Below are 26,761 nucleotides of genomic sequence, written 5' to 3'. Positions count from 1 at the left end.
GGGTGGTGCCGGGCAACCGGGGTGGCTCGGGGCCAGGGTGGTGCGGAGGTCAGAGTTCGGCGCCGATGAAGACCGGTTCGTTGACCAGTTCGACGCCGAAGGCCTCGCGTACCCCGTCGCGGACCTCGCGGGCCAGAGCAAGGAGGTCCTCGCTCTTGGCGCTGCCGCGGTTGGTCAGGGCAAGGGTGTGCTTGGTCGAGATGCGGGCCGGGCCGGTGCCGTAGCCCTTGGTGAAACCGGCGCGCTCGATCAGCCAGGCGGCCGACGTCTTGGCCAGCCCCTCCCCCGCGGCGTAGCGCGGCGGCTCGGCGCCCGCGCCCAGGCGTTCGGCGGCGCGGCGTTCGAGGTCCGCGAACGCGGCTTCGGTCAGGATCGGGTTGGTGAAGAACGACCCGGCGCTCCACGTGTCGTGGTCCGCCTCGTCGAGCACCATGCCCTTGCCGCGGCGCAGCCCCAGCACGGTGTCGCGCGCGGTGGCGAGCGGCACCCGCTCCCCCGGCTCGATGCCGAGCGTGCGGGCCACCTCGGCGTACTTGACCGGCGCGGACTGACCGTCCGCGGCGTGCAGTTGGAAGTGCACGCGCAGCACCACGTAGCGGGTGTCGCCCTTGAAGATGCTGGTGCGGTACGCGAACCCGCATTCGGACGGGTCGAGCATGTCCATGCGGCCGGTCTGCCGGTCGTAGACCTCGACCAGGGCGATGGTCTCGCTGACCTCCTGACCGTACGCCCCGACGTTCTGGATCGGGGTGGCGCCGGCGCTGCCGGGGATGCCGGACAGGAATTCGATGCCGGCCAGGCCCGCGTCGACCGCGGTCTCGACCAGGTGGTCCCAGCGCACTCCGGCGTCCGAGCTGAGCAGCCCGGCCGCGCTGAGGGAGTGGCCCTTGGTGGCGATGCGCACGACGGTGCCGTCGAAGCCCTCGTCGCCGATCAGCAGATTGCTGCCGCCGCCGACGAGGAGGAGCGGGGTGCCGTGGTCGTCGGCGTCGCGGACCACGGCCACCAGTTCGGCGGTGGTGGTCGCCTCGTACAGGCGCCGGGCCGGTCCGCCGAGGCGGAGGGTGGTCAGCGGGGCGAGGGGGGAATCGGCGAGATGCTGCACCCGGACAGGTTACGGGGCCGGGCATGCGGAACGCCCGGTGGCCGCGGATCGGGCGGGCGCCGGGCGTTCCTGGTGATGCGGGTTCTGCGGATGCTGCGGGGTGGTGCCGAGGGGTGCCGCGGGTGGTGCTGAGGGGTGCGGTGATGGGTGCCTAGGTGCCGCGGGTGCTGCGGGTCAGGCGAGTTGGACGACCGCGCGCGGGACGCCGAGGACCTTGCCGGCGTCGCTGGTCACGGTGAGGTCGACGCGGACCCGCCGGTCGTCCAGCTTCTGCGCGACCTTGGCGGTCACCTCGACCACCGCGCCCTCCGGGTCCGGAACGACCACCGGGCGGGTGAACTTCACGCTGTACTCGACCACCGCGGCAGGGTCGCGGACCCAGTCGGTGACCACGCGGACCGCCTCGGCCATGGTGAACATGCCGTGCGCGATGACGTTCGGCAGGCCGACCTCGACCGCGAATCGCTCGTTCCAGTGAATCGGGTTGAAGTCGCCCGAGGCCCCCGCGTACCGGACCAGGTTCTCCCGAAGGACCGGGAAGGTCTGCGCGGGCAGTTCGGTGCCGACCTCGACGTCGTCGTAGTTGATGACCGCGGCCATGTCAGCTCTCCCCCGCCTCGTCGCCGGTCCCGCGCGCGGCGAGCGTGGAACGCGCGGTCACCACGTGCTCGCCGTCGACCGTGGCGATGTCGGCGCGCGTGGTGATGATGTCGTTGCCCGCCATGGTCTTGATGTTCTCGACCGTGACGACCGCCACCAGGCGGTCCCCGGCCCGCACCGGGCGCGTGTAGGTGAAGCGCTGGTCGGCGTGCACCACGCGGGAGTAGTCGAGCCCCAGTTCGGGGTCGAAGACGACCTGCTCGGCGGCGCCCAGCGAGATCACGATGGGGAACGTGACCGGCGCCACGACGTCCGGGTGGCCGAGTTCGCGGGCCGCCTCCGGATCGCGGTACACGGGGTTCGCATCGCCGATCGCGTCCGCGAACTCGCGGATCTTCTCGCGGCCTACCTCGTACGGGGCCGTGGGCGGGTACGTCCGCCCGATGAACTTGGGATCCAGCGCCATCCGCGCGTCGCCTCCAGCAGGACTCGTGCAACAACAGCTGACTACTTGCAACAACAGCTGACTACTTGCGACAACAGGTGATTACTCGCGACCACCGGCAACTTGCCCGCGACTGCTCATGCCACCTGCATACAACGACGACGAGGCCACCCCTGCAGCAGGGGTGGCCTCGTCGGAAGCTGAGTGCGGACTCGCGGTCAGCGGGTCTCGCGGTGCGCCGTGTGCGAGTTGCAACGCGGGCAGTGCTTCTTCATCTCGAGACGGTCCGGGTCGTTACGCCGGTTCTTCTTCGTGATGTAGTTCCGCTCCTTGCACTCCACACAGGCAAGCGTGATCTTCGGGCGGACATCTGTGGCAGCCACGGGAGCGCCTTCCTGACAGTCGTGGTAGTGATTTCAGCAAAAGCAGCCGACCTGGGGTTCCCCCCACATCGGCTCCTCGGGTAGCGGCGACCGGACTTGAACCGGTGACACAGCGATTATGAGCCGCTTGCTCTACCAAGCTGAGCTACGCCGCCTCGACGAAGGCCCCCGCCCGTGAACCGGGCGGGGTCTTCCTCGTCAGAGCCCCAATACGGAATCGAACCGTAGACCTTCTCCTTACCATGGAGACGCTCTGCCGACTGAGCTATTGGGGCGAGCAGGTGAAACCATACACGGCTTCGGGCCTGCATCGGAAATCGGTTAGCCGGGTGTCTGCGCGGAGGGGTTCCGGCCCAGGTCACGAGCCCCCTGGCGGACCCCAGGCGCGGGCGGTCAGCGCGGCGTCCACGGCCCGCACATAGGAGGCGGCGGCCAGCCAGCAGCGCGCCAATCGCCCGGTGTCGGCGGGGCGGAGGCGGCCGAAGACATCGCGCTCGCGGTCCGCTGCCGCGGCGGCCAGGAGTTCCACCAGGTCCGCGCCTGTGACCAGGCCGTCTGCGCGCAGCCGTGCCGCGTCCCGGGCGAGGGTGCCGGTGGCGGCGAGGGCCGGGCGGCCGCCGGCGACTGCGCGTTCCACTTGGCGGCCCAGGAGATAGACGGGGGATTCGTCGGCGGCGGGCGGGGCCGGGACGGTGTGCGGCGCGGGGGGTGGCGGGGGTGGCGTGGAGGGGCGTACGCCGGAGTGATCTGCGGGGGCGGCGTGCTGCGGGCGGGTTCCGAGGTCGGCTTGCTGGAGGCGGTCCAGGCCGAGGTTGACGCGGCCTTGGAAGGCGGGGGCGAGGGTGAGGTCGGGGGTGGGGGGTGGGGTGTCTTCTGCGGCTGGGGTGGGGGCGGGAGTGGGGATGGCGGTGGGGATGGCGGTGGGAGTGGGAGTGGGAGTGGGGATGGGGATGGCGGTGGGAGTGGGAGTGGGGGCTGCGGCCAGGAGGCGGATGGCGGGGTCGGCGCCGGCTTCCAGGCGGCCGATGACGCGCAGTCTGAGGCCGGGGCGGGAGGCCAGGAGCCGCAGGTTGTCCCGATAGGGCAAGGCGGGGTGGTCGTCGGCGACGAGCAGCTGGACGCGGTGGACGGACGGGCCGTCGGCGGGGTGGGCGTACGGGCCGTGGCTGGGGTCGGCGTACGGGCCGTCGCCGGGGCGGGCGGCCTGGGCGGTGGCAGCCGTGGTGGCAGGACTCAGGCAGCGGGCGGCGAGTCGGTCGCCGCCCGGCGTACCTGCGGACGCGGCGACCAGGCCGAGGATCTCGATGTCGAGGAAGACCAGGTCGGCGCCTACCCGCCTTGATTCCAGGGGGAGTTCGCGCGACCGGAGGATGCGTGCGACCTGCGCGGGCAGGGGTTGCGCCCACAGGTCGGCGAGCGGTTCGGCGTCCCAGGCCGCACCGGAGGCGCTGACCGCGCGTACGGAGGATCCCGCGCCGAGGCGTCCGGTCGGGGACTCGGTGGCGCCGGAGACGAGCAGGCCGGCCCGGGAGAGCGCGTTGTGGTCGAGCGCGGTGTCGCCCATGCGGACGGCCTTGGCGGCGGCCCCGGCGATGCGGTTGGCGCTGCCCGGCATGACGTCCGAGACGGTGCGCAGGGCCCGGTCGGGGCCGACGACGTAGGTGACCACGCCGGCGTGCCCGGAGGCGGTGTGCAGGGGTTCGCTGAACAGGCCGTGGAGGCGCAGGGCGCCGGCGTGCGCGTACGGCTGCCGGGCGGTGCCGAGGAGGTCGGCGAGGGGGGTCGGTGGGTCGGTGTGGGTTTCGGCCGGGGTTGCGGCCGGGGTTGCGGCCAACGCGTGGGCGGTGTCGAGGAGTTCGCGCAGTGCTTCGGTCAGGTCGCCGAGGCGGTGGGCGGGGTCGGCGGCCCGGGCGGCGCGCAGTCCAGTGGTGACGGAGACGGCTGCACTCGCGCCGCGGTGGAGGCCGGCCAGGCGGGCGGCGTGCGCGGCCCGGAGGAGTTCGGCCTGGAGCACGGCTCCTGCGCCGGGGATGCCGGCGTCCAGGACGGCGGCGGCGGCGGTCCAGAGGGTGCGGGCGGCGGCTTGTTGGGCGGGGGTGGGGGTGGGGTGGTTTTGGGAAGTGGAAGTTGGGGTCTGGTGGGGGTAAAGCGGGTGGGCCCCCTGATTCCTCAACGGATCGGTGGGGTGGGTGAGTTCCGGGGTGGGGCCGGTATTTGGGGTGGGGCCGCCGTTTGGGGTGGAGCCGGTCTTCGGGGCGGAACCAGTGCCCGAGGGGGACTGGGCGTCAGGGCCGGACCCGTCGGCACCTGTGATGGGCTCGCCGTCCGCGGTGGACTTGGCATCCGGGGTGGAACCAGGGTCCAGGGTGGAACCGGCGTACAGGGTGGACTCGGCGTCCGGGGTGAACTCGGCGGCGTCCAGTTCGGCTGGGTCGGCGAGCGGGAGGGTCGAGGCGGCGGCGGCGCGGTGGACGCAGCTGGGGGCCAAAAGGCAGGCGCAGACGATGTCTTCGGCTGTTCGGACGATGCCGCCCGGGGCCGTGATGGTCAGGTCCGCGTCGTCGTCGACGGCAATGCGCACGGCGTCGCCGTCGCGGGTGACCGGGCGGGCGCGCAGTTTGTCGATCGCGCCGTCGAGACGCTTGCGGAGCCGGGGCGAGAGGGCTTCGACGATGTCGGCGACCACGCCGGGGAGCACAGCGATGCCGTCCAGCGGAGCAGCGTCCGCCGGGGTGGCGTCCGCCGAGTCGGCAGTGTTGGAGGCTTGGTGGTTCAACGGACCTTCTCCCCTACCCAGCGGGCCAGTTCGGTCGGGCTGAGGGCCGCGACGGGCATGCCGGCGGCGACGAGTTGAGTGGCGACCGCGGTCGAGTAGCGCGGCTTGCCGCGATCGTCGAGGCTCGCGCAGCCGAGGACGTGGACGCCCGCGTTGACGAGTCCACGTACCTCGCCGAGCAGCCCGGACAGCGGCCAGCCTTCTTCGAAGTCGCTGACCACGGCGACCAGGGTGCGGGACGGCACGGTGACGAGTTCGCGGGCGTAGCGCAGACCCGCGGCGATGTGCGTACCGCCGCCGATGCGGACGTCGAGCAGCAAGCCGAGCGGGTCGTGGACCTGGTCGGTGAAGTCGACGACCTCGGTGGAGAACGCCACGAAGTGCGTGGTGAGCGCCGGGACTCCGGCCAGGATCGAGGCGGTCAGCGCGGACCAGATGGTCGACGCCTCCATCGAGCCGGAGACGTCCACGACGAGGATCAGGCGCCAGTCGGCGGAGCGGCGGGCCTTGGTGCGGAAGACGGGCTTCTCGGGGACCACGGTGACGCCGCCGCCGGGGTTCGGGCGGGCGGTGGCGAGGTTGGCGCGGAGGGTGCGGGCGAGGTCGAGGCCGCCGCCGGGGCGGCGGCTGGGGCGCGGGATGGTCAGGCCGGAGAGCGCGGGGCGCATGCGGGTGCTGAGTTCGCGCGTCAGTTCGGCGACCATGCGTTCGACCAGCGGCCGGAGCGCGGCGACGCGGGACTCCGGGAGCCCGCCCGCGTGTTCGAGGACGGCGCGGAGCAGGTCCACGGAGGGGCGTACGGCGTCGGGGTCCAGCGCGGTCAGCGCATCGCGGCGCCCGGCGGCGACGGCGGCGCCGAGGACTTCCTCGCGTACGGCGGGGCCGAAGAGCGCGGCGAGGTCCTCGGCCCAGTCGCGGACGGACGGGTAGGAGGCCTCGCGGCCGGCGCCGGTGGCACCGCCCAGGTCGCCGCGCGAGCCTTCGCCGCGGCCGGCGCCGTACAGCTCGTCGAGGGCAGCGCCGAGGCGGGCGGCACGGGAGTCGCGGGGGTCGGCGCGGCGGCCGAGGACGAGGCGCCAGCGGGCTTGGGGGGTGAGGGTGGGAGCGCCGGAGGGTTCGGGGGCTTCGGGTGCTTCGGGTGCGTTGTCGACGGGCGACGGCGCGGGGGTGGCGGTCGCGGTGAGGGTGGCGCCGGGGCCGGTGGCGGCGCTCGCCGCAGGTTTGAGGGGTGGGGCGGAGGCCGCGGCGGGGTGGTTTTGGGAAGTGGAAGTTGGGGTCTGGTGGGGGTAAAGCGGGTGGGCCCCCTGAGTCCTCAACGAACCGGTGGGGTGGGTGAGTTCCGGGGTGGAGCCGATGGGGGTCTGGGTGGACTGGCTGCCGTCCGGGGTGGACTCAGTGGAGGCCAGAGCGGACTCGGTGCTGTCCGGGGTGGACCCGGTATTCGGGGTGAGTGCCGAGCTGGGGGTGGTGTCCGGGGCGGACTCGGCGTTCGCGTTGGAGGCCGATTTCGGGGTGGTGGGGGTGGTGTCCGGGGCGGACTCGGCGGTCGCGTTGGACGTGGACTCGGTGCTGTCCGGGGTGGACTCGGTATTCGGCGTGAGTGCCGAGCTGGAGGTGGATTTCGGGGCGGACTCGGCGGTCGCGTTGGACGTGGACTCGGTGCTGTCCGGGGTGGACCCGGTATTCGGGGTGTGTGCCGAGCTGGGGCTGGTGTCCGGGGCCGACTCGGCGGTCGCGTTGGAGGCCGTTCTCGGGGTGGTGGGGGTGGTGTCCGCGGTGGGGAGCAGGGGCCAGAGGCCTCGGGTCTTCAGCGCCGCGCGGGCGTGCAGGTCGGCGGCGGCCCACGCAGCCAGGGACTCGGGGGCTACCGCCGTACTCGTGTCGATCCGGTCGTCCAGGCGTTCCTCGATCACCGCGAGCAGGCGTTCGCGGGCTGCCGGGGACAGCGTGTCGAAGCCGCCGCGCAGCGCCGGCAGCCGCACCAGGAAGTCCTCGTCAGGGAGTTCGACTACTCGGGACAGCAGCGGATCCAGCGCCTCACCGCCCGCCGACAGCAGCGGCCCGGCCGCGGTGAGCACGCCGGTCAGCCTGCGCACCAGGTCGGCGCGGCGGTCGGTGGTGGTCGCCTCGTCCAGCCACGAGGCGACCCGGACACCGAAGCGCCCCGCTTCTTCCTGGCCGAGCAGCACCCGCACCGACCCGGCCGCGGCAGCCATCATCGGGCTCCCGTCGGCCGCCAGCGCGGCCAACGCGTGCGGCAGCCGCGTACCGCCGAACGCGTCAGCCCTGCGCGCGAGTTCGACCAGCGCGCGGGCGTCCGCCGGCTCTTCCGAACCGGCCAGGCCGTCGAGCTGCCGGACCGCGGCCGCGGTCAGCTCCGCGGCCACCTCGTCGGTCTCGTCCGGCACGCCGTCGAGCCCGGGAATGTGCCCGGCCGCCAGGCGCTCCATTAGCGCCAGCCCGCTCAGGAGTTCGGGCAGCGACGCGGACGACGGCAGGATGGCGTCCACTTCGCGCATGCGTTCGGTGGCCAGGTCGGCCAAGCCGCATTCGGCGGCCTGTTCGAGCCCGGCGAGCACCTGCGCCGCGGTCGGGCCGCCCTCCTCGTGCTCGCGGCGGCGGCGTTCCCGCAGGACGCCCTCGGCGGCCTGCGCGGCCGTCACACCGCGGACGCCCGCGATGTCCAGCATGGCCGCCGCGGACGGTGTCCAGCGGACCCGCCAGCGCGTGGTCAGCGCGTCTGCGCCGCCGGTACCGACGACGTCGACGGCCTCGGCGTACGGGACGCGGCACACGTTCAAGCGCTTGAGCAGCAGTTCGCGGCGCCGGTCGAGCGGCGTGCGCATCGGGTCGAGCCGCAGGTCGCGCTCCTCGCCGGCCTGCTTGCCGGTCACGTGCGGGCCGGGCAGGCCGAGTTCGGCGAGTTCCGCCTCGACGGCCGGGCCCAGTCCGCTGCGCGGCGTGCCGGGTGCGCGGCGGCCCGCGCGGGTGCCGACGAGCACGCGTTCGAGCGCCACCGCGACGGCCCGCCCCCGGCCGAGCGCCTCGCCATGCGCAAGCGTGGTCTGCACGGCCTCGATCAGTTCGCCGCGCCCCGCCGCGGGCAGGCCGCGGAGCCGGGCCAGGTCGCCCGCCATCCGCACGACCTCGCGGGCGTCCGCAGGCCCCGAAGGATGGCCTTGTACACGCAGCTCGGCGCTGATCCGGGTCGCGGTCCGCACGAGGAGCTCGTGCAGGGCGGCGGGGTCTCCGGCCGCGGCGTACACCTCGTGCTGCCACTCGGGGTCGCGGATGCCGGCCGGGTAGCCGGAGCGTTCGTCGAGCAGGGCGTACGTGTAGGGCACGAGCGAGGTGACGACCGGCTCGTACGCGGACGGCTCGGGGAAGACGAAACGAGCCGAGTCGTCGGCGTACGCCGGGTCGTCGGCGAGCAGTCCGGGTGTGTGGAACGCGCCGACCACCGCGGCGGCCCGTGCCCCGCCGGCGGTGGCCGCGCGCAGCGCCTGCCGCATCCAGGCCTCGCGCAGCAGGTCGAAGCGGTCGACGCCGCCGCTGTGTTCGGCATCGCGGCGCATCGCCCAGCCGACCATGAGCGCGGCACGGCGGACCGCCTCCGGCGGGCAGCCGGCCGCGGCGGCCTCGACGAGGCGGTCCCACAGGTCCTCGCCGGGACGGCCGGAGAGGTTGCGGCCCAGGAGGTGGTGGAGCGTGGGGGCCGACGCGTCGTGCGGGGCGGCGGCAGCGGCGGCAGCGGGGCCGTCGTCCAGCTGGTCGCCGGATTCACGACCGGCCGCCCAGCTGCGGAGGCCGAGCGGCAAGTCGCACGCGATGACCGGGACTTGGTGCCGTGCCGCCCAGCGGACCGCAGCCAGTTCCGGGGAGAACTCGGCGAAGGGGTAGAACCCGAGCCCGGTGGGTCCGGACCCGGCCAGGGCGACCGGCGCCTTGGTGTCCTCGTGGGCCAGCCAGCCGATCCAGTCCTGCAGGTCGGCGGGGAGCTCGACGAGCAGGACCTCGGGACGCGCGGCATCGAGGAGCGCGGGCATCGCCGCCGCGAGGGAGGGCGCGTGGTGGCGTACGCCGATGAGGACCGGCTGCTCGGACGCCGCGAGCCGCTCCGCGGCTTCGCCGGGCTCGGTCTCCGCGGCCGGACCGGTGGGTCCGGTGGCTGTGCTTGGCTGCGCTGTCATCTGTGTGCCCTCCCTGACGGCTGCTGCCGCCACTCCCCCACCGTCGTCTTCGCCCACCGCCCGCCGCGCGGCGCCAGGACCGGGCACGGGTCGGCCAGGGGCTGCGGCGGTGAAGTGCCGTCGCAGCCCCTGGGGCCCTCCCGTCTCCGGCCCGCGCGGTCAGTGCTCCAGCACGTGCCGCAGATCCCACAGGGTCCGCCACGTCGCGGAGCCCTGCTCCGCCCTGCGGCGGACCGCGGCGTCCCAGTAGCCGAGCAGGCGGGCCGCGTCCGTCGGGTCGTCCTTGCGGACGACGCCCAGCAAGTGGCCCGGGAGCAGGGCCAGGACGTCGCGGTCGCCCGGGAAGTAGGCCGAGGCGAGGCCCAGTGCGGAGGCCACCGAGACGGCTTCGGCGGTGCTCATCACCGTCGAGGGGCGCTCCACTTCCCAGCCTTCCGCGCTGCGTCCGGTACGCAGGTCGCGGAAGGCGGTGACCAGGGCTTCGAGGACCGCGTCGTCGACCGCGAAAGCGGCGCCGGCGCGTTCCACCGAGCCGCGGGCCTGGCTGCGGACCAGCGCGGTCTCCGCGTCGAGGTCGGCGATGGGGCCGATGGTCTCGAAGTTGAAGCGGCGCTTGAGGGCTGCCGACATCTCGGAGACGCCGCGGTCGCGCAGGTTCGCCGTGGCGATCAGGGTGAAGCCGGGGGCGGCATGCACCTGGCCGTCCGGGCCGCCGGCGAGTTCGGGCACCGCGATGCGGCGCTCGGACAGCAGCGAGACGAGGGCGTCCTGCACCTCGGGGAGGCAGCGGGTGACCTCCTCGACCCGGGCGACCGCACCGCGGGACATCGCGGTGAGCACCGGGGACGGGACGAGCGCGTCGCGGCTGGGCCCCTGGGCGAGCAGGAGCGCGTAGTTCCAGCCGTACTTGAGCTGGTCCTCGGTGGTGCCCGCGGTGCCCTGGACGGTCAGGCCGCTGGTGCCGCACACCGCGGCGGCCAGGAGCTCGGACAGCATGGACTTCGCGGTGCCGGGTTCGCCGACGAGCAGGAGTCCGCGTTCGCCGGCCAGGGTGACCACGCAGCGTTCGACGAGGGAGCGTTCCCCGACGAACTTCTGACTGATGGTCAGCGAGGCGGATCCGTCCGGGAGTTTGAGGGCTTCGCCGTTGCTGCCCATGACGAAGGTGACGACCGCGCGGGGCGTCAGGTGCCATGCGGGCGGGCGGGGCCCGGTGTCGTACGCGGCGAGGAACTCCAGTTCGGCCGCGTACGCGTCCTCCGGCGGCTGGACCTGCCGGGCGGCCGGCGCGGCCTGGACCGCGTCGGTCGCGGGGGTGGTGGTGTCGGTGGTCATCGGCGGCGGCCCCTCCGGGTCGTACGGGTCTCGAGCTGCTCGAATCCGGGCGCGTCGCCCTCCTGCACACGCTGCCACGCGGAGCGGAAGAGGTCGGTGACGGGCCGGTCCGGGATGAGCCGGTAGTGGTCGGCGACCGGGTAGAGGCCGTCCTTCCAGGTCTCCAGCGGCAGTGCGGTCTTGAACTCGTGCCAGCCGCCGGGCAGGAACAGCGAGCGTCCGGCGCGGGCGCGCTTGGCGGTGACGACCAGGTCGCCGGCCCCGAGTTCGGCGCGGGCCGCCTTGAGCCGGGCGGGCTTCCAGCCGGTCCAGCGGGCCTGGTTGCGGTCGGTCGGGTCGGGCAGCGCGAGGAGCTGCAGGTAGAGGGCGGCCGCGTCGGCGCCGATCTCGTGCACCTTGGCGACCTCGGCGACCAGGTCGGGAACCGACCAGGACGGGTCCTGGGCCCATCCGAGCGGCCCGTCCGCGCCGGCGTCCAGGAGCCGGTCCAGGGAGTCGCCGAGGACGGTCCGGACGCCTTCCAGGGCGTCCGCGCGGGACCCGGACAGGGCGGCGAGGAGCTGCAGGTCGGGGTCGTCCGGGCCGGTCAGCGCGGCGGGCCGCAGCCACACGCGCTCGATCTCGCCGTACCAGGGGGTCAGGACCATCGCCTCCCGGATGCGGAGCATGCCGTCCGCGTCCGCGCCGCCCGTCTCCGCCAGGCCCTCGGACTCGCGCAGGGCCTTCGAGACGTAGGTGCCGCGGTCGGTCCAGGTCAGGTTGCAGTCGAGCAGCAGGCCCGGGTCGGCGAGGCGGGTGCGCATCGCCGCGACGGCCCGCGGCAGGCTTGCGCGGAGCGGGTGCCCGTACGGCAGCCGGTACGCCAGCCAGCGCAGGATCGCGGCGCAGTTGGCGATCAGCTGGCCGGCCGGCACCGCCGCCGGGTCGTCCGCGGTCAGCGTGCCGTCCTTGTCGAGGCGCTGCACGGTGGTGCGGGTGAAGCAGGCGAACGTGCCCGGGTTGAGGACGGGTTCGAGCTGGCTGTCGCCGATCCTGGCCGCGGTGGCCTCGGTGGCGAGGTCCTCGGGCAGGCGGACGACGTCGCCGAAGTGCCGGTTCCACACCGCGGCCGCGGCCGCGACGTCGTGGCCCTCGGTCCACCAGGAGTCGGCGTCGGCGGGGACCAGGGCCGCGAGGAGTTCGCGCAGCGGCCCGCCGAGCGCGCGCATCCGGTCGCGGGCGACGTCGAGCTCGGCGGCCTTGAGGCCGAGGAGTTCGCGCTGCTCCGTGGCCAGCCGCTCGGTCAGGCCGGGCAGCCCCGCGCACAGGAAGAGGGCCTCCGCGGACCGCGCGGTGGTCGCCTCGGCGAACGCGGCGGCGGCCTCCGGGCGCCAGGCGACCGGCCCGGAGGCGCGGATCGCCGCGACGAGCCGGAGGATGTGCTCCCGGTCCTCGGTGTACTCCACGAGGTGCGCGTCGTGCGTGGCGAAGTGCGCGACCGCGGCGAACTGCCCGGACGGGTCGTGGTCCAGGGCCAGCCAGTGCTGCTTGCGGTCCTCGCCCCAGCCCGCACCCGAGACGATCACCACGGTGCGGTCGCCGCGCCGGTGGACTTCGCCGACCCGGGTGCCCTCGCGGTTCGCCGCGCACAGGATCACGCGGCGCAGCGTGCCGGGGCGGTGGAACGCCTCGGCGGCGAGCTCCTCCACGAGCAGGAGCAGCGCCTCGCGCTGCTCTGGTGCGGTGAACGGCGACGCGGCGCGCACCAGGTACGGGGCGCTGCGGCCGATCCCGCCGGTCCAGTCGAACGAGCCGACGGCAGTGTCGACCCGGGTGCAGGTCCACGCCTGACCGGCGGACCCCGCTGCCAGGTCCTCGATCGCCGCAGCCTCGGTCGCCGCAGCCTCGGTCGCCGCAGCCTCGGTCGCCGCAGCCTCGGTCGCCGGCGCCTCGGTCGCCGCCGGGCCGTCGGCCGCGTCGGCTTCCGGGGCCAGCAGGGCCGCGGTGGCGCGGATCTGGTTGAGGGTGCCCCAGCCCTGGGAGTTCGCCCGGTACTGCCAGGCGAGGCGCTCGGCGAACCCTTCGGTGCAGGTGACCAGGACACCGTCGGTGCCGTGTTCGGGGCGGTACGGCTCGTTGCCCGCCGAAGCGGTCTTCGGCGGGGTGCCGAACGACGCGAGGCGGCGCGTGAGGCGCGCCGCGGTGCGGGCGAAGCCCGCGGCACCCGCGACCAGGCCCGGGTGGGCGAGGCCGGGCAGGACGGCGCGCACCGAGTCCATCGGGACCGGTTCGATCAGGGTCTTCTCGTTCTCGACCGCCTCGACCTGCGCGGCCTTGTACTCGGCCTCGGCGCCCGCGATCAGCGCGGTGGCGTCGGCGTCGGTGATGCCGCGCAGGACCGCAGAGGACGCCTCGTCGCGCGGCCGCATCGCATGCCAGAACGACAGGCCGGGCAGGAGCCGGGTGCCGGCCGCCTGGTCGCCGCCGCTCCGCTCGACCGGGAAGTCGAACAGCCGGATGCCGCCGTCGTACCAGTCCAGCGAGTTCGAGCCGGAGACGATGGCCGGACGGGCGCCGCCGGGCAGCTTCAGCACGCCCATCGGGTACGTGCGCGGGCGGCCGTCCCACTGCCGGTCGCCGATCGGCATGGTCACCGGCTCGCCGCCGAAGTACGAGGCGGTGACGGTGTCCTGCGCGATCCGCACCCAGCGGCCGAGCACGTTGCCGTCGGTGCCCAGCGGGGTGTCCTCCAGGCCCGGCTGCATGGGCAGCAGCTGGCATTCACCCGGCATCAGGGAGCCGGCCGAGGGGTCCTCGACGACCGCGGCGAACGGGCCGGGCAGCGAGGCGCGCCCCTGGGTCCCGGTGGCCGGATCGTACTCGACCCATGCGCTCAGGCTGAGATTCCAGTCGTACACCCAGTGGCTGCGGCCGTCGGTCATGACCGGGCGGCGCACGGCCACTTCGGTGTCGCCCGCGTGCATGGTGCGGGCGCCGGTGACGCGGCCGCCGTCGGGGTGCGGGTAGGAGATGCTGCCCTGGTCGCCGCCCCACCGGCCCGGCACACCGGCACCGGACGGCTCGAAGATCTCGGCGGGCCGCGAACTCCAGTACGCCCTGGAGTCGTTGTCCGTCCACCACATGACCAGCAGGTCGCCGTCGATGTAGCGGAACCGCGGCTTGCGGTAGCGGTCGAGCTTGTCGGGGATGCGGAGCTCGTGGTCGAGGAGCACGGCTTGCGGGCCGACCACGACGACGCGGCTGCCCGTGGACACGATCAGCGCGGGCCAGGCCTCGGAGACCTCGAGGTCGGGGCCGCCCGGCGCCAGGCCGGGGGCCGCCTCGGCCGGATCGAAGCCGAGTGCGGCGAGCCCGTCCTCCAGGGCGGGCCAGGCGAGTTCGTCCGGGATGCCGGCGCGCAGCGTGCGGGCCAGGATCGGCGCCGCGTCCACGGCCCGCACCCGGGCGACCGCGCCGGGGTGCACGTCGGCGGCGACCGTGCGGAACGGGTCCAGGACGGACAGCACTTCCTGGGCGCCGGGCAGGCCGGCCTGGGTCTCCAGTTCGGCGACCCGGTCCTCCAGCCAGCTGTGCATCGCGGCCTTCAGCACCGGCTGCGCGGCCGCGGCCGCGACATGGCGGCCGTTGCTCTCCGCGCCGAGGCGGCCGATCGAGCGCTTCAGAACCGGCCCGTACACCTCCGCCGCGCCGAGCGCGGCCAGGTCGCGGCGGCCCGGCGCGGTGTCCTCGAACCACGAGCCGAAGTCCAGCGACGCGTCCGGCTTCGGGGCCGTGACCTGGACGCCGTGCGCCAGGCACACGTCCAGCAGGTCCGGGTCCGCCTCGCCGCGCCAGTTGCCGGAAGCCAGGTCGACGGATACGCCGTCCGCGATCAGGGCCGGGGCCATGCGCTCGGCCAGCGCGACCGTCGCCGCATCGCGCGGGCGGCTGCGCCAGCCGCGCCGGATGTGCCTCGCCCAGCGGCTGAGCCACGCCGCGGCCTTGCCGGACTCCAGCGCGCCCGGCGTGGTCAGGAGGGAGTCCGCGCCGGTGGCGGCCAGCAGGCCTATCCAGTAGGCGTCGACGTCGGCGGGCTCGCCGGAGCCGGGCGTCGGGAAGATCTCCAGCAGCCGCGACCGGACCTCGGGACGCTCCGCGGCAAGCACGGCAAGGGACTTCGCGAACGCCTTCCAGAACGACAGCGGGGCGCGCTCGATCGCCGGACCGGGCAGCAGGTCGACCAGCAGCGCGCGTTCCTCGGCACCCTGGGCGTCCGCACCGCCGCCGACCGCCCTGATCATCGCGCGGCAGTCCTCGGCGAGGCCGGCGTACGGCGGCATGCCCGCGGCGCAGCGCTCCACGCACAGCTGCCGGAACTGCTGCCAGGCGGCCGGCGGGTCGAGGCGGCGGGACAGGTCCTTGGCGTACTCCTTGAGGGCCTTGGCGGTCAGCGCGCCGGCGAACGCGAACTCCAGGAAAACCGCACGCAGCCGGGCCTCTTCGATGCGCAGGTTGTGCACCCGCTCGGCCTCGCGGGCCTTGCCGAAGAACGTCGCCGCGTAAGTGGTGTTCTCGTGGCCGAGGAAGATGCGCGCGGCCTGCTCGTAGAAGGTCGGCAGGAAGTGCGGCACGGCGCGGCCGAGTTTGGTGCCGAGCGCGTCGAAGCCCTCCTTGGCGCTGCCGGGCTTGCTGCGGGCCTGCCGGTCCAGGCGCTCGATGTCGCGGACCAGGGCGAGGGCGTGGTGGCCGTTCGCGGGGTCGTTGACCAGGGCCCAGGCCGGGAAGCCGAGCGTCTCGCGGCGGACCTGGCCGACCTCGGCGGGCTCGGCGCCGCGGACCAGGCCCAGGAAGTCGAGGGCGAGGTCCTCGGCATCGCCGAGCGTGGCCGGGACGAGGCGCACGATGGCCCGGTCGTCGAGGCCGGGGTGCGTGTAGGTGCGCGCGGTGAGGGTGTCGACGTCGTCGCCCTGCGCGCTGCCGGGCAGCAGGACCGCGCCGGCATCCAGAAGGACCGCGGCCTCCGCCGGGTCCAGCGCAGTGCGAGGGGTGGTGCCGGGGGTGGTGGGCTCGGCGGTCACGCGGCCTCCTCCTGCTTCTCGGTCGAGCGGCCGGCGTACAGCGCGGCGGCCATGCGCATGCCTTCGGACCAGGCCACCGGGCCCACTTCGGACAGTTTGAGGGTGCTGCCGTGCTGGTCGGTCCAGCTGAGGCTGCCGGTCTCGGTGCTCTCGTACGGGTCGAAGTCGCCCAGCCAGACGCGGGCTTCGAGCACCCGGGTGCCTTCCAGGACCGGGCAGACGGCCTGCCCGCCGCGGACCTGGTAGCCGAGCGAGGTGGTGCGCCCGTACAGGAACCGCAGCTGGTCGAAGCGGCCGCCCGCGTAGTCGTCCACGGCGACCCGGTCCTCGGGCAGGCCGGCCGGCTTGTGCCACACCTCGCGGTACAGCTGGCCGATGCTCTGCTCGACACCCAGCTCGACGGCGAACTCGCGCAGGTCGTCCAGGTCCTCCAGGAGCACCGGATGCGGGAAGCGGACCTCCCGGGCGGCCATCCGCACCGTGTCGCCGTCCAGGTCGACGAGGCCGATGCCGCGCTCGGGGTCGGCATCGCGCAGGAACCCGGTGGCGCCGGTGTCGGTCACCACGACCAGGTCGCGCAGCACCGCGCGCCACGCCGGGTCGGGCCAGGTGCGGGCCACCACCGCGGCCGGGACGGCGAGCGAGCGCACCATCCACCGCTCCACGTCGGCCAGGCACTCGCGTTCGTGCCGTTCCAGCCATTCGACCAGTTGCCGGAGTCCGACCACGGCCGGCTCTTCGGCGATCTTCGACGGCACCGACTTGAGCCGCCGGCCCGCCGCGTTCCGGCACACCACCGTGCCGTCCTCCAAGGCGACCTCGTAGTCGCCGGCCTGCACCCACCCCATGAAGAAACCCTCCCGCCGCGCCGGTCCGGACCCCGGACGGCGTTCCGCGTGGTGTACGAGATGTTCGTGGTCCTGACCGCGGCCGCACGCGGCGGGGGCCGCCGGGGCAAGTGGATGGTGGCACCGAAGCGGCGCCGGCCGCAGTCAGGATGGCCGGAACGTTAGCGCCATCGGCCGACAACGTTCGGCGAACCCCCGGCGAACGCGCCGCGTCCGGAAGGGCAGGGCGTAGACGCGGCTCGCCGGGCCGCGCCACGCTTGGGGAGCGGCACCGGTGCGCAGCGGGTGCCGCCCGAGACTCTTCGGGGGTTGGGGGATACACGATGCGGATCATGGGCGGGTTGATCGCCGCGGCGATCGTGGTGGGCTTCCTGGTCCTCGCGGCCGGCCGCTTACGCAGCAAATGGCGGAAGGACGAGGACCTGTTCGACGGTTCACCGCGCGTGGTGGTGCCCGATCAGGGCGGCACGGTGCGGGTGGACATGCTGGTCCGGCTGGCCAACAGCAAGGGCTACACGCTGGCCGCGAAACAGCCGATCGACGAACCTCCCGGGACCGAGCTGGTGTTCGTCCTGGACGAGGGCTGAGCGAAGGGCTGCACCGAGACTGCTCGAAGACTGCTCGAAGGCTGCACGAAGGCCGGACGAAGACGGCTCGAAAAGCGGGTGGGCCGGCCGCGGGCGGCGGCATGCTCCGCCGTGCCTCGTTCGGCGTAGGGAACAACCCGTTTGCCTCATTAATCAGACAAAAAATTGCGCGCACTGCTTCGCCGGGTGACCTTTTCATCACGTTTGTTCGGTCCGATGGAGGAAATCCGTGCGTAGCAAGAAGCTTGTGGCGACCCTGGCCGGAACCGCTGTGCTGGGCGTCACCAGCCTGGGCGGCGTAGCGGCGGCGCAGGCGGCCGCAGCCGCCGACCCCGCTCCCGGGGCATTCCGTCAGACCGCGACCGCAGGAACCGGGAAGGCACCCGCGGCACCCGCCGCCGCGGACCCGCAGAAGAGACAGGACACCCAGGAAAAGGCGATGGCCGAGCTGCGGCGGCTCGCCAAGGACGGCGTGCCGGGCGCCTCGCCGGCCCTGGACGCGCAGATGGACAAGGTGGTGGCGGCCGCCGAGCGCGCGCTGGCCGCGGCCCGCGCCCAGCAGGCCAAGATCCACGCGGTGACCGCGAAGCCGTCGTCCCCGCAGTCGTCGCTCGCCCAGTCGTACGCGCAGTCCTACGCCCAGGCGTACGGCGGCAGCTGGCTTTTCGGGGTCAAGCCGCCCACCAAGCCGGTCACCGGCAACGCCGCCAAGCCGGGCGGCCCGAAGGCCCCGAACCCCAAGGTCGATCTCCCGCCGCTGCCCGACCTGGGCATCACCGCGCTGCTCGATGCCGTCAAGAGCCTCGACCTCGGCAAGGTGCTGGCCGCGCTCACCGACGTACTGGGCAAGGTCGTCTCCGCACTGACCGGCGTGCTGTCCGGGGTGACCGGGTCGCTCGGCTCGTCGACCCAGGCGACGAAGCCGAACCTCCCGTCGCTGCCTGCCCTGCCGAACATCCCGGGCCTGCCGCCGATGCCGCCCATGCCGGCCCTCCCGAACATTCCGGGCCTCCCCCCGATGCCCGAACTCCCGCCGATGCCCGAGTTCCCCGCGATGCCGGACCTGCCCGGCATGCCGGAGATCCCGCCCATGCCGCCGATGCCGGAGCTGCCCGGCATGCCCGGCAAGCCGGCCGCCCCGGAGCCCGCGCCGGACGCCAAGGCCGGCGCCAAGGCCAAGACCCAGGCGCAGTAAGGCCGCCGACCGCCGCCGGGCCCTGAGTGCGCACCCGGGCCCGGCGGCGGTCGCTTCGCGGACAGGCGGCGGACGAGGTCGACGCCGGGTCGCCCGGACGGGTCGCCCGGGACGCGCTCGGCGGATCTTCCGCTCGGGTCGTGCGGCCGCCGCGGATCATGCGCACGGCAGTCAGCTCGCCCGGGAGCGCTGCCCGGTGGCCGACCCGGCAGGCCGCGGTCAGACCGCGAAGCTGCCGCGGATCTTGCCTCGGGCGGTCGGGCGCTCCTTGCCGTCGACCGCGACGCAGATGCCGTAGACGCGGGTCGCGGCGGTCCAGCCGTTGGCCCGGCCGCGGTTGTTGCTGATCTGCACCCGGCCGCGTGTGCGGTCGAGCGCCGAGACCAGATGCAGGTAGGTGGTGCCCGCGACGCGGGCGAGCACGATGTCGCCGATCTCCAGCTTCTCGGGGTCCACGGGTGCGACCGAGACAAGTTGGCGGCTGCGTACGAGCGGGGCCATCGAGGTGCCGCTCGGGCGGAACTCGACAGTGGCTCCACCCGCGACGCGCGTGGCCATGGAATCCAGCAAGCCCATGCTCCGCAGACTGCCGCATGGAATTCCCCGCCCGCCACCGGTTTTTCGGGGCGGCCGGGGATTACCGGGGGCGTCCGGAAGTCCGGCGGGAGGCGTGCGGCGGCTACTCCGGCGTGCCGATGCGCACGTCGTGCGCCTCCGCGTCCGCAGCGGCGAAGCCGAGCAGCGCCTCGCCCTCCGCGGCCATGTCGGCCCGCTGCGCGGCGGTCGGCGGGACGAACGGGTCGATGCGCAGTACCGCGGTGCCCTTCTCCCGGGCGATCTTCCACACGCCCTGGAAGAACCCGTCGACGAGCACCGTGCCGGCCGCGCCGCCGTACCCGGGCGGCAGCGGGACCGCCCGCCGCCCGACGATGACGCGGGACCGGTCGGCATGTGAGAGCAGCAGGTTGTCGTACTCGGGCAGGAACCGGACCGGTGCCGGGGTCTCCGGGTCGGGCCGCGGCGCATCCGGCAGGTCGAACAGCTCCTCGCCGGCCGGGCCGCGGAAGACCGCAAGGCCGGGCCGCAGCCGGTCGAACACCTCGCGCAGCCGGGTCAGCCCCGACCAGCTCTGCGCGTCCTTGACGGTGGCCGGCCCGAACGCGCCGAGGAACCGCAGGACCAGGTCGTCCAGGGTCGCCGCGGCGTCGAGCGGCCGGTCCAGCCAGGTCTCCAGCGGGCTCAGCACGACCGGGCCCACGTCGTCCCACAGGCCGCGCGGCGGAAGTTGCACGCAGCCGACCAGGTACATCCCGGCGGCCGACAGCGCGTCCGGGTCGGTGCCCGGCCAGCGCTCCGCGAGGTGCGCGCCGAGCTCCTTGCGGCTGTTCGGTGCGGCCGCCAGGAACTTCCGGGACAGCGCCGCGGCCTCGGCGAGGTCGACCTCGGTGAGCGCCTTGGCGAACGAGGAACTGCCGAACCGCCGGTCCAGCGTGGCCCGGAGCAGCGCCATCATGCCGAGCGCGTCGTCCGCGGTGACCAGGTGCACGGTGCCGCGCATCAGCACGACCCGGACCACCTGCCGCTCGGTGAGCAGCCCGGCCAGCTCCTCGGGCCGGAACCCGGCCAGCCGCGACCACAGCGCGACGTAGGCGGCACGCGGGGCCTGGGCCTGCATGCCGGCCAGGTGCCGCACGGTGCCCGCCGCGGTGCCGGGCACGCGGCCGAGCAGCAGCTGCCGCTCGAGGGTCGCCCGGTTCAGGGCGCGGACGTCGAGGAGCGCGGTGGAGGTCACCGCGTCATCCTGCCGCGAAACGGTCCGTGGCGGTGATGAGGGCGTCCAGGATGCCGGGCTCGTCGTACGCGTGGCCGGCGTCGTCGATCATCACGAACTCCGCCTCAGGCCAGGCCCGGTGCAGGTCCCACGCGGTGCGCGCCGGAGTGCAGGTGTCGTAGCGGCCCTGCACGATGACGCCCGGGATGCCGCTCAGCTTGCCCGCATCGGCGATCAGGCGGCCCTCGGCCATGAAGCCGTGGTTGACGAAGTAGTGGTTCTCGATGCGGGCGAACGCCAGGGCGTACTCGCGCTGCGCGTGGACCGCGACGACGTCCGGCCGCGGGCGCAGCGAGATCGTCGAGCCCTCCCACACACTCCATGCCACCGCGGCCTCGGCCCGGACCTCGGGGTCGTCGTGGTTCAGGCGGCGGTGGTACGCGGACATCAGGTCGCCGCGCTCGGCCTCGGGGATCGGCGCGAGGTACGTCTCCCACACGTCGGGGAACAGCTGCGAGGCGCCTTCCTGGTAGAACCAGTGCAGTTCGCTCGCGCGCAGCGTGAAGATGCCGCGCACGACCAGTTCGCTGACGCGCTCCGGGTGGGTCTCGGCGTACGCGAGCGCGAGGGTGCTGCCCCAGGAGCCGCCGAAGACCATCCACTTGTCGGTGCCGGTCATCTCGCGCAGCCGCTCGATGTCGTCGACGAGGTGCCAGGTGGTGTTGGCGGCCAAGTCGACGTCCTGGCCGCTGACGTGCGGAGTGCTGCGGCCGCAGCCGCGCTGGTCGAACAGCAGCACGCGGTACTTCGCCGGGTCGAACAGCCGCCGGTGGTTGGCGCTGCAGCCGCCGCCCGGGCCGCCGTGCAGGAACACCGCGGGCTTGCCGGCCGGGTTGCCGACCAGCTCCCAGTAGATCTGCTGGCCGTCGCCCACGTCGAGCATGCCCTGGTCGTAGGGTTCGATCTCGGGATAGAACGTCCGCACCGCGCAGCCTCCAGGACCGTGTCCGACAAACCACCACGACCCTACCCAGGACGCCGCGGGCGGCGGCGCAGGCAGGGCAGGCGGCGCGGAGGGACCGTGCGGGCGGGCGGCGGGGCCGCTACCGCCGGGTCGTGCGGGAGGCCTGCCACTGCTGGTGGTCGGCGTGGACCTTCTGCCAGAGCCGGTGCCGGGCGTCGGCGGGGACGCCGGACAGGTCGAGGCCGAAGACGTCGGCGATGGCGCCGTACCAGTCGGCTTCGGTGGTGAGGTGGGTCGCGGTCTCGCCGGAGGCGTCGATGCGCTTGAGCACGCAGCCGGTGAGGTTGTCGGTGCCCTTGGCGTCCCGGCGCAGCACCGCGCAGGTGCGCACGAACGCCGACTCGGGCGAGGTGGACAGCCATTCGTGCTTCTCGGCGAACGAGTCCAGTCCGGCCGCCTCGCGCGCGAAGTCCATGCGCGGGAAGGCGCCGCGCATGTCGTGGGTGAAGCGCCAGCCGCCGGGGACGACGTCGGAGGCGGCGAGGGCGTACGAGAACGGGCCCTGGTCGTAGACCCCGGCGCGCAGCGGGAGCGGCTCGTAGAAGCCGTCGCCGAGGCCGACGTCGACCAGCCAGTCGCGGTTCTCGCAGCGCACGGTGAGGGCCATGTGGTTGCCCAGGACGCCGGGCGGGTCCTCGAACCGGGGCTGCACACCGGCCTGGTGCCGGGTGACCGTGTAGCCGAGGTGTTCGAGCAGCGCGGCGAGCGCGCCGTTGAGGTGGTAGCAGTAGCCGCCGCGGCCGGCCGCTATGCGGGCCACCGAGTCGGCCGGGTCGATGCCGGCGGACTCGCCGAGTTGGGCGTGCAGGCCCTCGTACGAGATCCGCTCGACATGGGCGCGGTGCAGCGTGAACAGCAGCTCGGTCGTGGGCGGCCCGGATATGTCGTCCAGGCCGAGCCGGTGGAGGTAGCCGCGCGCGTCGATCGTCCTCATGATCCGGACTTTATGCGAAGCCGCCGACGGGGGCGGTGGATTTCGGCACCCGTCCGGCGGCCGGTCGCCGGGGCGTCGCCCGGCCTTCACCCGGGCCGTACGGGTCCGGCGCGCCGGGCGTGTCCGCTGCTCCCGCCCGGGTCGGGCCCGGTCAGGCCCGGTCTGGCGCGGTCGGGCGCGGTCAGGGCCGGCCCAGCGCGGCGCGGAACTCCTTGGGGCTGACGCCGCGCACCCGCTTGAACGCGGTGCTGAGCGCGAAGGGGCTGCCGTAGCCGACCTGTTGCGCCACCGAGCCGACCGTGGCCTCGGGCTCGCGCAGCAGGTCGGCGGCGAGGGCGAGGCGCCAGCTGGTCAGGTAGGTCATGGGCGGTTCGCCCAGCAGCTCGGCGAACCGGCGGGCCAGCGCGGCCCGCGAGACGCCGACCGCACTGGCGAGGTTGGCGACCGTCCACTGGTGGGCGGGGTTGTTGTGCAGCATGCGCAGCGCGCGGCCGACGACCGGGTCGCTATTGGCCTTGTACCAGGCCGGTGCGGCGGCCTCGGGGCGCGCGAACCAGGCCCGCAGGACCGCGATGAGGAGAAGGTCGAGGAGCCGGTCCAGGACCGCCTCCTGGCCGGGCTCGTCCTTGACGATCTCGTCGGCGAGCAGCGGGATGATCGGGCAGTTCCACTCGTCGGCGCGCACCACGAGCAGCGTCGGCAGTGCGCCGAGGAGCCGCTGGCTGATCTCGCCTTCGAGGTTGTAGGTGCCGGTGAGCAGGATGGTCTCGCCGTCCGGGGAGTTGCCGAACGACCGCACGCCCAGCGACATCATCTCGGCGACGTCGACGCCGTCCGGGGTCGTGCAGCGCTGGCCGGGGTGGATGACGATCTGCGGTGCGGTGGCCGGGTCGTCGGCCACCAGGTACGGGTCGGGCCCGCGCGCGATGGCGACGTCGCCCGGCGCCAGGCGCAGCGGTTCGCCGCGGTCCGGGACGACCCACGCGCTGCCCCGGACCATGGACATCAAGGTCAGCGGGGCTTCGTCCTGGATGCGCATGGCCCACGGCGGGTCGAGCAGCGAGCGCAGCAGGAACGCGCCCTGGGCGCGCGGACCGTCGAGGAGTCCCGCGAGTGCATCCATACGCAGAAGCGTAGAGGAAGCCGCAGCGGAAACGTAGACGAACGAACATGTATCTGCGCTTCTGAACCATGGGAAGTCTCACCGTGCGGGGCTTGACTAGGTGGCGGAAGCAGGACCGCACACCACCGCAGGACGCCGCCCCCGCCGACCCCGCTCCCCCAGGAGACCCGATGAACCCCCAGGACCAGCCCCGCACCCCGTACGTGCCGCAGCCCGCGGCGGCCGGCCGCACGCGCGGCGGCGTGGACGCCGTGCTGATTGCGGCCACGGTCGCGATGGGCCTGATCGCCGGCGTCTACTACGCGTTCGCCTGCGCGATCATGCCCGCGCTGAGCGGGGCCGACGACCGCACGTTCATCGACGTCCTGCAGCGGGTCAACGTGAAGATCGAGAACCCGGTGTTCTTCGCGAGCTTCTTCGGGGCGTTCGTGCTGACCGCGGTCGCCGCGGTGCAGCAGCGCCGCCGGGGCGGCGGGGTGCTGCTGCGCTGGATCGTCGCGGCACTGGTGCTCTACAGCATCGGCGCGCTCACCACGATGGGCTTCAACATCCCGCTCAACAACGAGCTGCGGGACGCCGGCGACCCGCAGAAGATCGCCGATCCGGCCGCGGTCCGCGAGGACTTCGAGAACGTGTGGATCGCCTGGAACATCGTGCGCACGCTGGTCTCCACCGCGGCTATCGCCTGCCTGGGCTACGCGCTGCTGCTGCGCGGGCGCGCGACCCGGGCGGCCGACCCGGCGCGGGCGGCCGACGCGGCGCGGGCGGCCGACGCGGCCTAGTCGATCGGGACGGCCTCGCCGGCGTCCTCGGGCACCGCCACGGTGATGCTGCGCCAGCCGTAGTCCGGGTTCTCGGTGTTGCGCACCAGGTCCCCCGCCGCGACGAGCACCTCCATCGCGCGCAGGCGCGTGACGATGTGGGCCATCGCGGTGGCCGGGCCGACCAGGTCGACGTCGATGTGCTGCATGCCGCCTCCAACGAGCCGGTACGGACAACGCAACGGTTTGCGGCCCGAACATCCGAGCACCCCCACCCGGTTCGTCCAGGTGGGGGTGCTCGGATGTTCGGGTGTTCGGGCTGTCCTTCAGGCGGCTGCGGTCAGGCGACCGCGGCGACCGCCGGGGTGCGCATCGTGCGGCGGGCCGCGGCGTACCCGGTGGCGACGGTCAGCAGCGCGGCGACCGCGACGATGGCGAGGTAGATGCCGGCCCCCGCCTCGGGCAGGAACGAGCCGGTGCGGGCGTAGCTGTACGGCAGGACGGTGAACAGCGCGGCGAATGTGCCGCACAGGACGCCGATCACGGTGAGGACCGCGCCCTCGAGCAGCACGACGTCCAGGACCTGCCGGGGCGTGGCGCCGGCCAGCCGGGTCTGCGCGAACTCGCGGCGCCGGTCGGCGGTGGCCGCGACCAGGGTGTTCACCAGCATGATCGCGGCGAAGGCGACGATCATGCCGATCACCACGAAGTTGAGCGTCTCGATGTTCTTCTGCTCGTTGGTCTTGGCGAGTCCCGCGGCGGACATGGCGTCGTTCTCGACGGCCTGCATCACCAGCGTGCCGGTGCCGATCGCGGTGAACAGCACCACGGGCATGACCACCGCGGCCAGGCGGCCGGTGTGCCGGCGCAGGTTCTGCGCGGTCAGGTAGCCGGCCAGGCCGCGCCGCTCCAGCGGCCCGGCGACCAAGGCGGCGGCCTTGCGGACCAGCGCGGGGGCGAGGACGGCGAGGCCGATCGCGGCCCAGATCGAGGTCTGGCCGGCGGTCTGCATGGCGTCGGAGCCCTTGCCCTTCATGACCGTTGCGGTCACCACGGCCAGGTTGAGGGCGAGCAGCAGGAAGGCGACACCGGCCGCGATGCGCTTCTTGGTGAGCCTGCGGTCGTCGACGGCCGCGGCGCCCAGGGCTGCGGCGGCGTTCATCCGCACCGCGCGGCGGGCGGTGATCAGCGCGGCCAGGGTGGCCGCGACGAAGGTGACCGAGATGCCCATGGCGAGCGCGATCGGGCCGAAGGCGTAGCCGACGCTCTCGTCCACCTGGCCGGTGGAGGCGAGGAGTTCGAGCAGCATGCGGCCGCCCAGCATGCCGGGCGCGATCGCCAGCGCGGCGGCCGCGGCGGCGAGCACCGCGGTCTCCCCCGCGATCAGTCCGGTGACCTGGCCGGGCGTCGCCCCGACGGAGCGCAGCAGGGCCATCTCGGCGGAGCGCCGGCGGACCGACAGGGTCAGCGTCGAGGTGACCGCGAACATCACCAGCAGCAGGCCCCATCCGCCGACCACGGCACCCATGGTGGTCAGTGTCTCCCGGCTCGTCGCGTCCACGCCGGAGCCGCCCGCGGTGTCGAGCATGGCGGCGAAGGACATGAGGATCGCCGCACCGAGGAACATCGCCAGGAAGCTCGCCGCGAACCCGCCGATCCGGTGCCGGAGGGAGCTGAGGGCCAGCGTGAACATGATCGGACTCCTTCGAGGTGCATGCGGGGGTGCGTGCGGGGGGTGCGTACAGGGGTGCGTGCGCGGGGTTCGGGGCGGCGGGGCGTCAGGACGCGGCGGCGGTGAACGCGGGGTGCTCGGCGTCGTCGTCGCCGAGGTGGGTCATGCGCTCCGCGACCGCTTCCGCGGTGGGGGCGGCGATCCGGTCCACGATGCGGCCGTCGGCGAGGAAGAGGACCGCGTCGGCGTAGGACGCGGCGACCGGGTCGTGGGTGACCACCACGACCGTCTGGCCGTCCCGGCGCACCGCTTCGGCCAGCAGGCCGAGGACTTCGCGGGCGCTGCGGCTGTCCAGCGCACCGGTGGGCTCGTCGGCGAACAGCACCGCGGGCTCGGCGACCAGCGCCCGGGCGATGGCCACGCGCTGCTGCTGGCCGCCGGACAGTTCCGACGGCAGGCGGCCGAGCCGGTCGCCGAGGCCCAGGCGGGCGAGGACCGCGGCGGCCTTGCCCTCGTCGGGCTTCTGGCCCGCCAGCCGCAGCGGCAGCGTGGTGTTCTGCAGCACGGTCAGCATCGGCAGCAGGTTGAACTGCTGGAAGATGAAGCCGACGCGCTCGCGGCGGAACTTGGTCAGCGCGGTCTCGCTGCCGCCGGCCAGCGGCGCGCCGGCCACGAAGACCCGCCCGTCGGTGGGCTGATCGAGACCCGCCGCGCACTGCAGCAGGGTGCTCTTGCCGGAGCCGGACGGGCCCATCACCGCGGTGAAGCTGCCGGCCCGCAGGGCGAGCGAGACCCCGTCCAGCGCCACCACGCGGCTGCCGTCGGCGCCGTGCACCTTGCGTACGTTTTCAAGTCGCAGTGCTTCCGCGGAATCGTTCGCGAATCGGCTGTGGTTGTCGATCATCGCTGTCTCCTCTGCGTCCTTCGGACTCTTCGGGGCGGCTTGCCCTGGCTC

Annotated in this window: 20 protein-coding genes and 2 tRNA genes; 3 read left to right on the top strand and 19 right to left on the bottom strand. The window is 73.9% G+C overall.

Annotated features, from left to right (window positions below; translation table 11 throughout):
* Window positions 1–49: 49 nt before the first annotated feature.
* The 11 genes from LZ495_RS35950 to LZ495_RS35900 all read right to left on the bottom strand — a co-directional run bounded on the left by LZ495_RS35950 (window position 50) and on the right by LZ495_RS35900 (window position 16,739).
* Window positions 50–1,105, bottom strand: coding sequence for a UDP-N-acetylmuramate dehydrogenase (locus LZ495_RS35950; RefSeq protein ID WP_235057350.1), 1,056 nt, complete (start codon window positions 1,103–1,105; stop codon window positions 50–52).
* A 174-nt stretch (window positions 1,106–1,279) separates the two neighbouring features.
* Window positions 1,280–1,705: a MaoC family dehydratase gene (locus LZ495_RS35945; protein ID WP_235057349.1), complete on the bottom strand. Its 426-nt coding sequence runs from the start codon at window positions 1,703–1,705 to the stop codon at window positions 1,280–1,282.
* 1 nt (window position 1,706) lies between these two features.
* Window positions 1,707–2,171, bottom strand: coding sequence for a MaoC family dehydratase N-terminal domain-containing protein (locus tag LZ495_RS35940; RefSeq protein WP_235057348.1), 465 nt, complete (start codon window positions 2,169–2,171; stop codon window positions 1,707–1,709).
* Between the two features lie 197 nt (window positions 2,172–2,368).
* Window positions 2,369–2,533, bottom strand: a complete 165-nt coding sequence (gene rpmG, locus LZ495_RS35935; protein ID WP_006604855.1) for a 50S ribosomal protein L33 — start codon at window positions 2,531–2,533, stop codon at window positions 2,369–2,371.
* Window positions 2,534–2,614: 81 nt separating this feature from the next.
* Window positions 2,615–2,688, bottom strand: a tRNA-Met gene (locus LZ495_RS35930).
* A gap of 47 nt (window positions 2,689–2,735) precedes the next feature.
* A tRNA-Thr gene (locus LZ495_RS35925) sits at window positions 2,736–2,808 on the bottom strand.
* Window positions 2,809–2,891: 83 nt separating this feature from the next.
* On the bottom strand, window positions 2,892–5,309 hold the full coding sequence (locus LZ495_RS35920) for a hypothetical protein (protein ID WP_235057347.1): 2,418 nt from the start codon (window positions 5,307–5,309) through the stop codon (window positions 2,892–2,894).
* A complete protein-coding gene (locus LZ495_RS35915; RefSeq protein ID WP_235057346.1) occupies window positions 5,306–9,499 on the bottom strand; it encodes a DUF5682 family protein in 4,194 nt (1,397 codons plus the stop codon). The genes LZ495_RS35920 and LZ495_RS35915 overlap by 4 nt, the downstream gene beginning before the upstream one ends.
* 159 nt (window positions 9,500–9,658) lie before the next feature.
* A complete protein-coding gene (locus LZ495_RS35910; RefSeq protein WP_235057345.1) occupies window positions 9,659–10,834 on the bottom strand; it encodes an ATP-binding protein in 1,176 nt (391 codons plus the stop codon).
* The gene (locus LZ495_RS35905; protein WP_235057344.1) at window positions 10,831–15,891 is read right to left on the bottom strand and encodes a hypothetical protein; all 5,061 of its coding nucleotides are present in this window, start codon (window positions 15,889–15,891) and stop codon (window positions 10,831–10,833) included. The genes LZ495_RS35910 and LZ495_RS35905 overlap by 4 nt, the downstream gene beginning before the upstream one ends.
* Window positions 15,888–16,739 carry a DUF4132 domain-containing protein gene (locus LZ495_RS35900; protein ID WP_235057343.1) on the bottom strand — a complete coding sequence of 284 codons (852 nt, stop codon included), beginning with the start codon at window positions 16,737–16,739 and terminating at the stop codon, window positions 15,888–15,890. Before LZ495_RS35900 ends, LZ495_RS35905 begins: the two co-directional genes overlap by 4 nt.
* A gap of 332 nt (window positions 16,740–17,071) precedes the next feature.
* On the opposite strand from LZ495_RS35900, the gene LZ495_RS35895 reads away from it, so the two are divergent.
* Together LZ495_RS35895 and LZ495_RS35890 are read left to right on the top strand one after the other, a co-directional pair.
* On the top strand, window positions 17,072–17,326 hold the full coding sequence (locus LZ495_RS35895) for a hypothetical protein (protein WP_235057342.1): 255 nt from the start codon (window positions 17,072–17,074) through the stop codon (window positions 17,324–17,326).
* A gap of 229 nt (window positions 17,327–17,555) precedes the next feature.
* On the top strand, window positions 17,556–18,521 hold the full coding sequence (locus LZ495_RS35890) for a hypothetical protein (RefSeq protein ID WP_235057341.1): 966 nt from the start codon (window positions 17,556–17,558) through the stop codon (window positions 18,519–18,521).
* Window positions 18,522–18,740: 219 nt separating this feature from the next.
* On the opposite strand, the gene LZ495_RS35885 is transcribed toward LZ495_RS35890, so the two are convergent.
* The 5 genes from LZ495_RS35885 to LZ495_RS35865 form a co-directional block, all read right to left on the bottom strand.
* A complete protein-coding gene (locus LZ495_RS35885; protein ID WP_235057340.1) occupies window positions 18,741–19,097 on the bottom strand; it encodes a S26 family signal peptidase in 357 nt (118 codons plus the stop codon).
* Window positions 19,098–19,200: 103 nt separating this feature from the next.
* A complete protein-coding gene (locus LZ495_RS35880; RefSeq protein ID WP_235057339.1) occupies window positions 19,201–20,313 on the bottom strand; it encodes a winged helix DNA-binding domain-containing protein in 1,113 nt (370 codons plus the stop codon).
* A gap of 4 nt (window positions 20,314–20,317) precedes the next feature.
* Entirely contained in the window at window positions 20,318–21,277 is a 960-nt protein-coding gene (gene pip, locus LZ495_RS35875; protein WP_235057338.1) for a prolyl aminopeptidase, read from the bottom strand.
* Window positions 21,278–21,395: 118 nt separating this feature from the next.
* Window positions 21,396–22,250, bottom strand: coding sequence for an arylamine N-acetyltransferase family protein (locus LZ495_RS35870; protein ID WP_235057337.1), 855 nt, complete (start codon window positions 22,248–22,250; stop codon window positions 21,396–21,398).
* Between the two features lie 181 nt (window positions 22,251–22,431).
* Entirely contained in the window at window positions 22,432–23,373 is a 942-nt protein-coding gene (locus LZ495_RS35865) for an AraC family transcriptional regulator (RefSeq protein WP_235057336.1), read from the bottom strand.
* Between the two features lie 170 nt (window positions 23,374–23,543).
* Between LZ495_RS35865 and LZ495_RS35860 the strand changes: the two genes are divergently transcribed.
* Window positions 23,544–24,155, top strand: coding sequence for an anthrone oxygenase family protein (locus tag LZ495_RS35860; RefSeq protein ID WP_235057335.1), 612 nt, complete (start codon window positions 23,544–23,546; stop codon window positions 24,153–24,155).
* Here LZ495_RS35860 and LZ495_RS35855 read toward each other — a convergent pair.
* The 3 genes from LZ495_RS35855 to LZ495_RS35845 form a co-directional block, all read right to left on the bottom strand.
* Entirely contained in the window at window positions 24,152–24,343 is a 192-nt protein-coding gene (locus tag LZ495_RS35855; protein WP_235057334.1) for a hypothetical protein, read from the bottom strand. The genes LZ495_RS35860 and LZ495_RS35855 overlap by 4 nt on opposite strands.
* A gap of 131 nt (window positions 24,344–24,474) precedes the next feature.
* The gene (locus LZ495_RS35850) at window positions 24,475–25,827 is read right to left on the bottom strand and encodes an ABC transporter permease (protein ID WP_235057333.1); all 1,353 of its coding nucleotides are present in this window, start codon (window positions 25,825–25,827) and stop codon (window positions 24,475–24,477) included.
* An 85-nt stretch (window positions 25,828–25,912) separates the two neighbouring features.
* Window positions 25,913–26,710, bottom strand: a complete 798-nt coding sequence (locus LZ495_RS35845) for an ABC transporter ATP-binding protein (protein WP_235057332.1) — start codon at window positions 26,708–26,710, stop codon at window positions 25,913–25,915.
* Window positions 26,711–26,761 lie beyond the last annotated feature (51 nt).

This window comes from Yinghuangia soli (assembly GCF_021502675.1).
GTDB classification, from domain to species: domain Bacteria; phylum Actinomycetota; class Actinomycetes; order Streptomycetales; family Streptomycetaceae; genus Yinghuangia; species Yinghuangia soli.
Note: the sequence above shows the minus strand (reverse complement) of the source record. Positions and strands in the feature narration are given on the sequence as shown.

Bases quoted from the DNA above. Each gene is read 5' to 3' on its own strand.
- LZ495_RS35945 (WP_235057349.1), bottom strand. From the start codon at position 1,705: ATGGCCGCGGTCATCAACTACGACGACGTCGAGGTCGGCACCGAACTG.
- LZ495_RS35940 (WP_235057348.1), bottom strand. From the start codon at position 2,171: ATGGCGCTGGATCCCAAGTTCATCGGGCGGACGTACCCGCCCACGGCC.
- LZ495_RS35915 (WP_235057346.1), bottom strand. From the start codon at position 9,499: ATGACAGCGCAGCCAAGCACAGCCACCGGACCCACCGGTCCGGCCGCG.
- LZ495_RS35910 (WP_235057345.1), bottom strand. From the start codon at position 10,834: ATGACCACCGACACCACCACCCCCGCGACCGACGCGGTCCAGGCCGCG.
- LZ495_RS35900 (WP_235057343.1), bottom strand. From the start codon at position 16,739: ATGGGGTGGGTGCAGGCCGGCGACTACGAGGTCGCCTTGGAGGACGGC.
- LZ495_RS35895 (WP_235057342.1), top strand. From the start codon at position 17,072: ATGGGCGGGTTGATCGCCGCGGCGATCGTGGTGGGCTTCCTGGTCCTC.
- LZ495_RS35885 (WP_235057340.1), bottom strand. From the start codon at position 19,097: ATGGGCTTGCTGGATTCCATGGCCACGCGCGTCGCGGGTGGAGCCACT.
- LZ495_RS35870 (WP_235057337.1), bottom strand. From the start codon at position 22,250: ATGAGGACGATCGACGCGCGCGGCTACCTCCACCGGCTCGGCCTGGAC.
- LZ495_RS35865 (WP_235057336.1), bottom strand. From the start codon at position 23,373: ATGGATGCACTCGCGGGACTCCTCGACGGTCCGCGCGCCCAGGGCGCG.
- LZ495_RS35860 (WP_235057335.1), top strand. From the start codon at position 23,544: ATGAACCCCCAGGACCAGCCCCGCACCCCGTACGTGCCGCAGCCCGCG.
- LZ495_RS35855 (WP_235057334.1), bottom strand. From the start codon at position 24,343: ATGCAGCACATCGACGTCGACCTGGTCGGCCCGGCCACCGCGATGGCC.
- LZ495_RS35850 (WP_235057333.1), bottom strand. From the start codon at position 25,827: ATGTTCACGCTGGCCCTCAGCTCCCTCCGGCACCGGATCGGCGGGTTC.
- LZ495_RS35845 (WP_235057332.1), bottom strand. From the start codon at position 26,710: ATGATCGACAACCACAGCCGATTCGCGAACGATTCCGCGGAAGCACTG.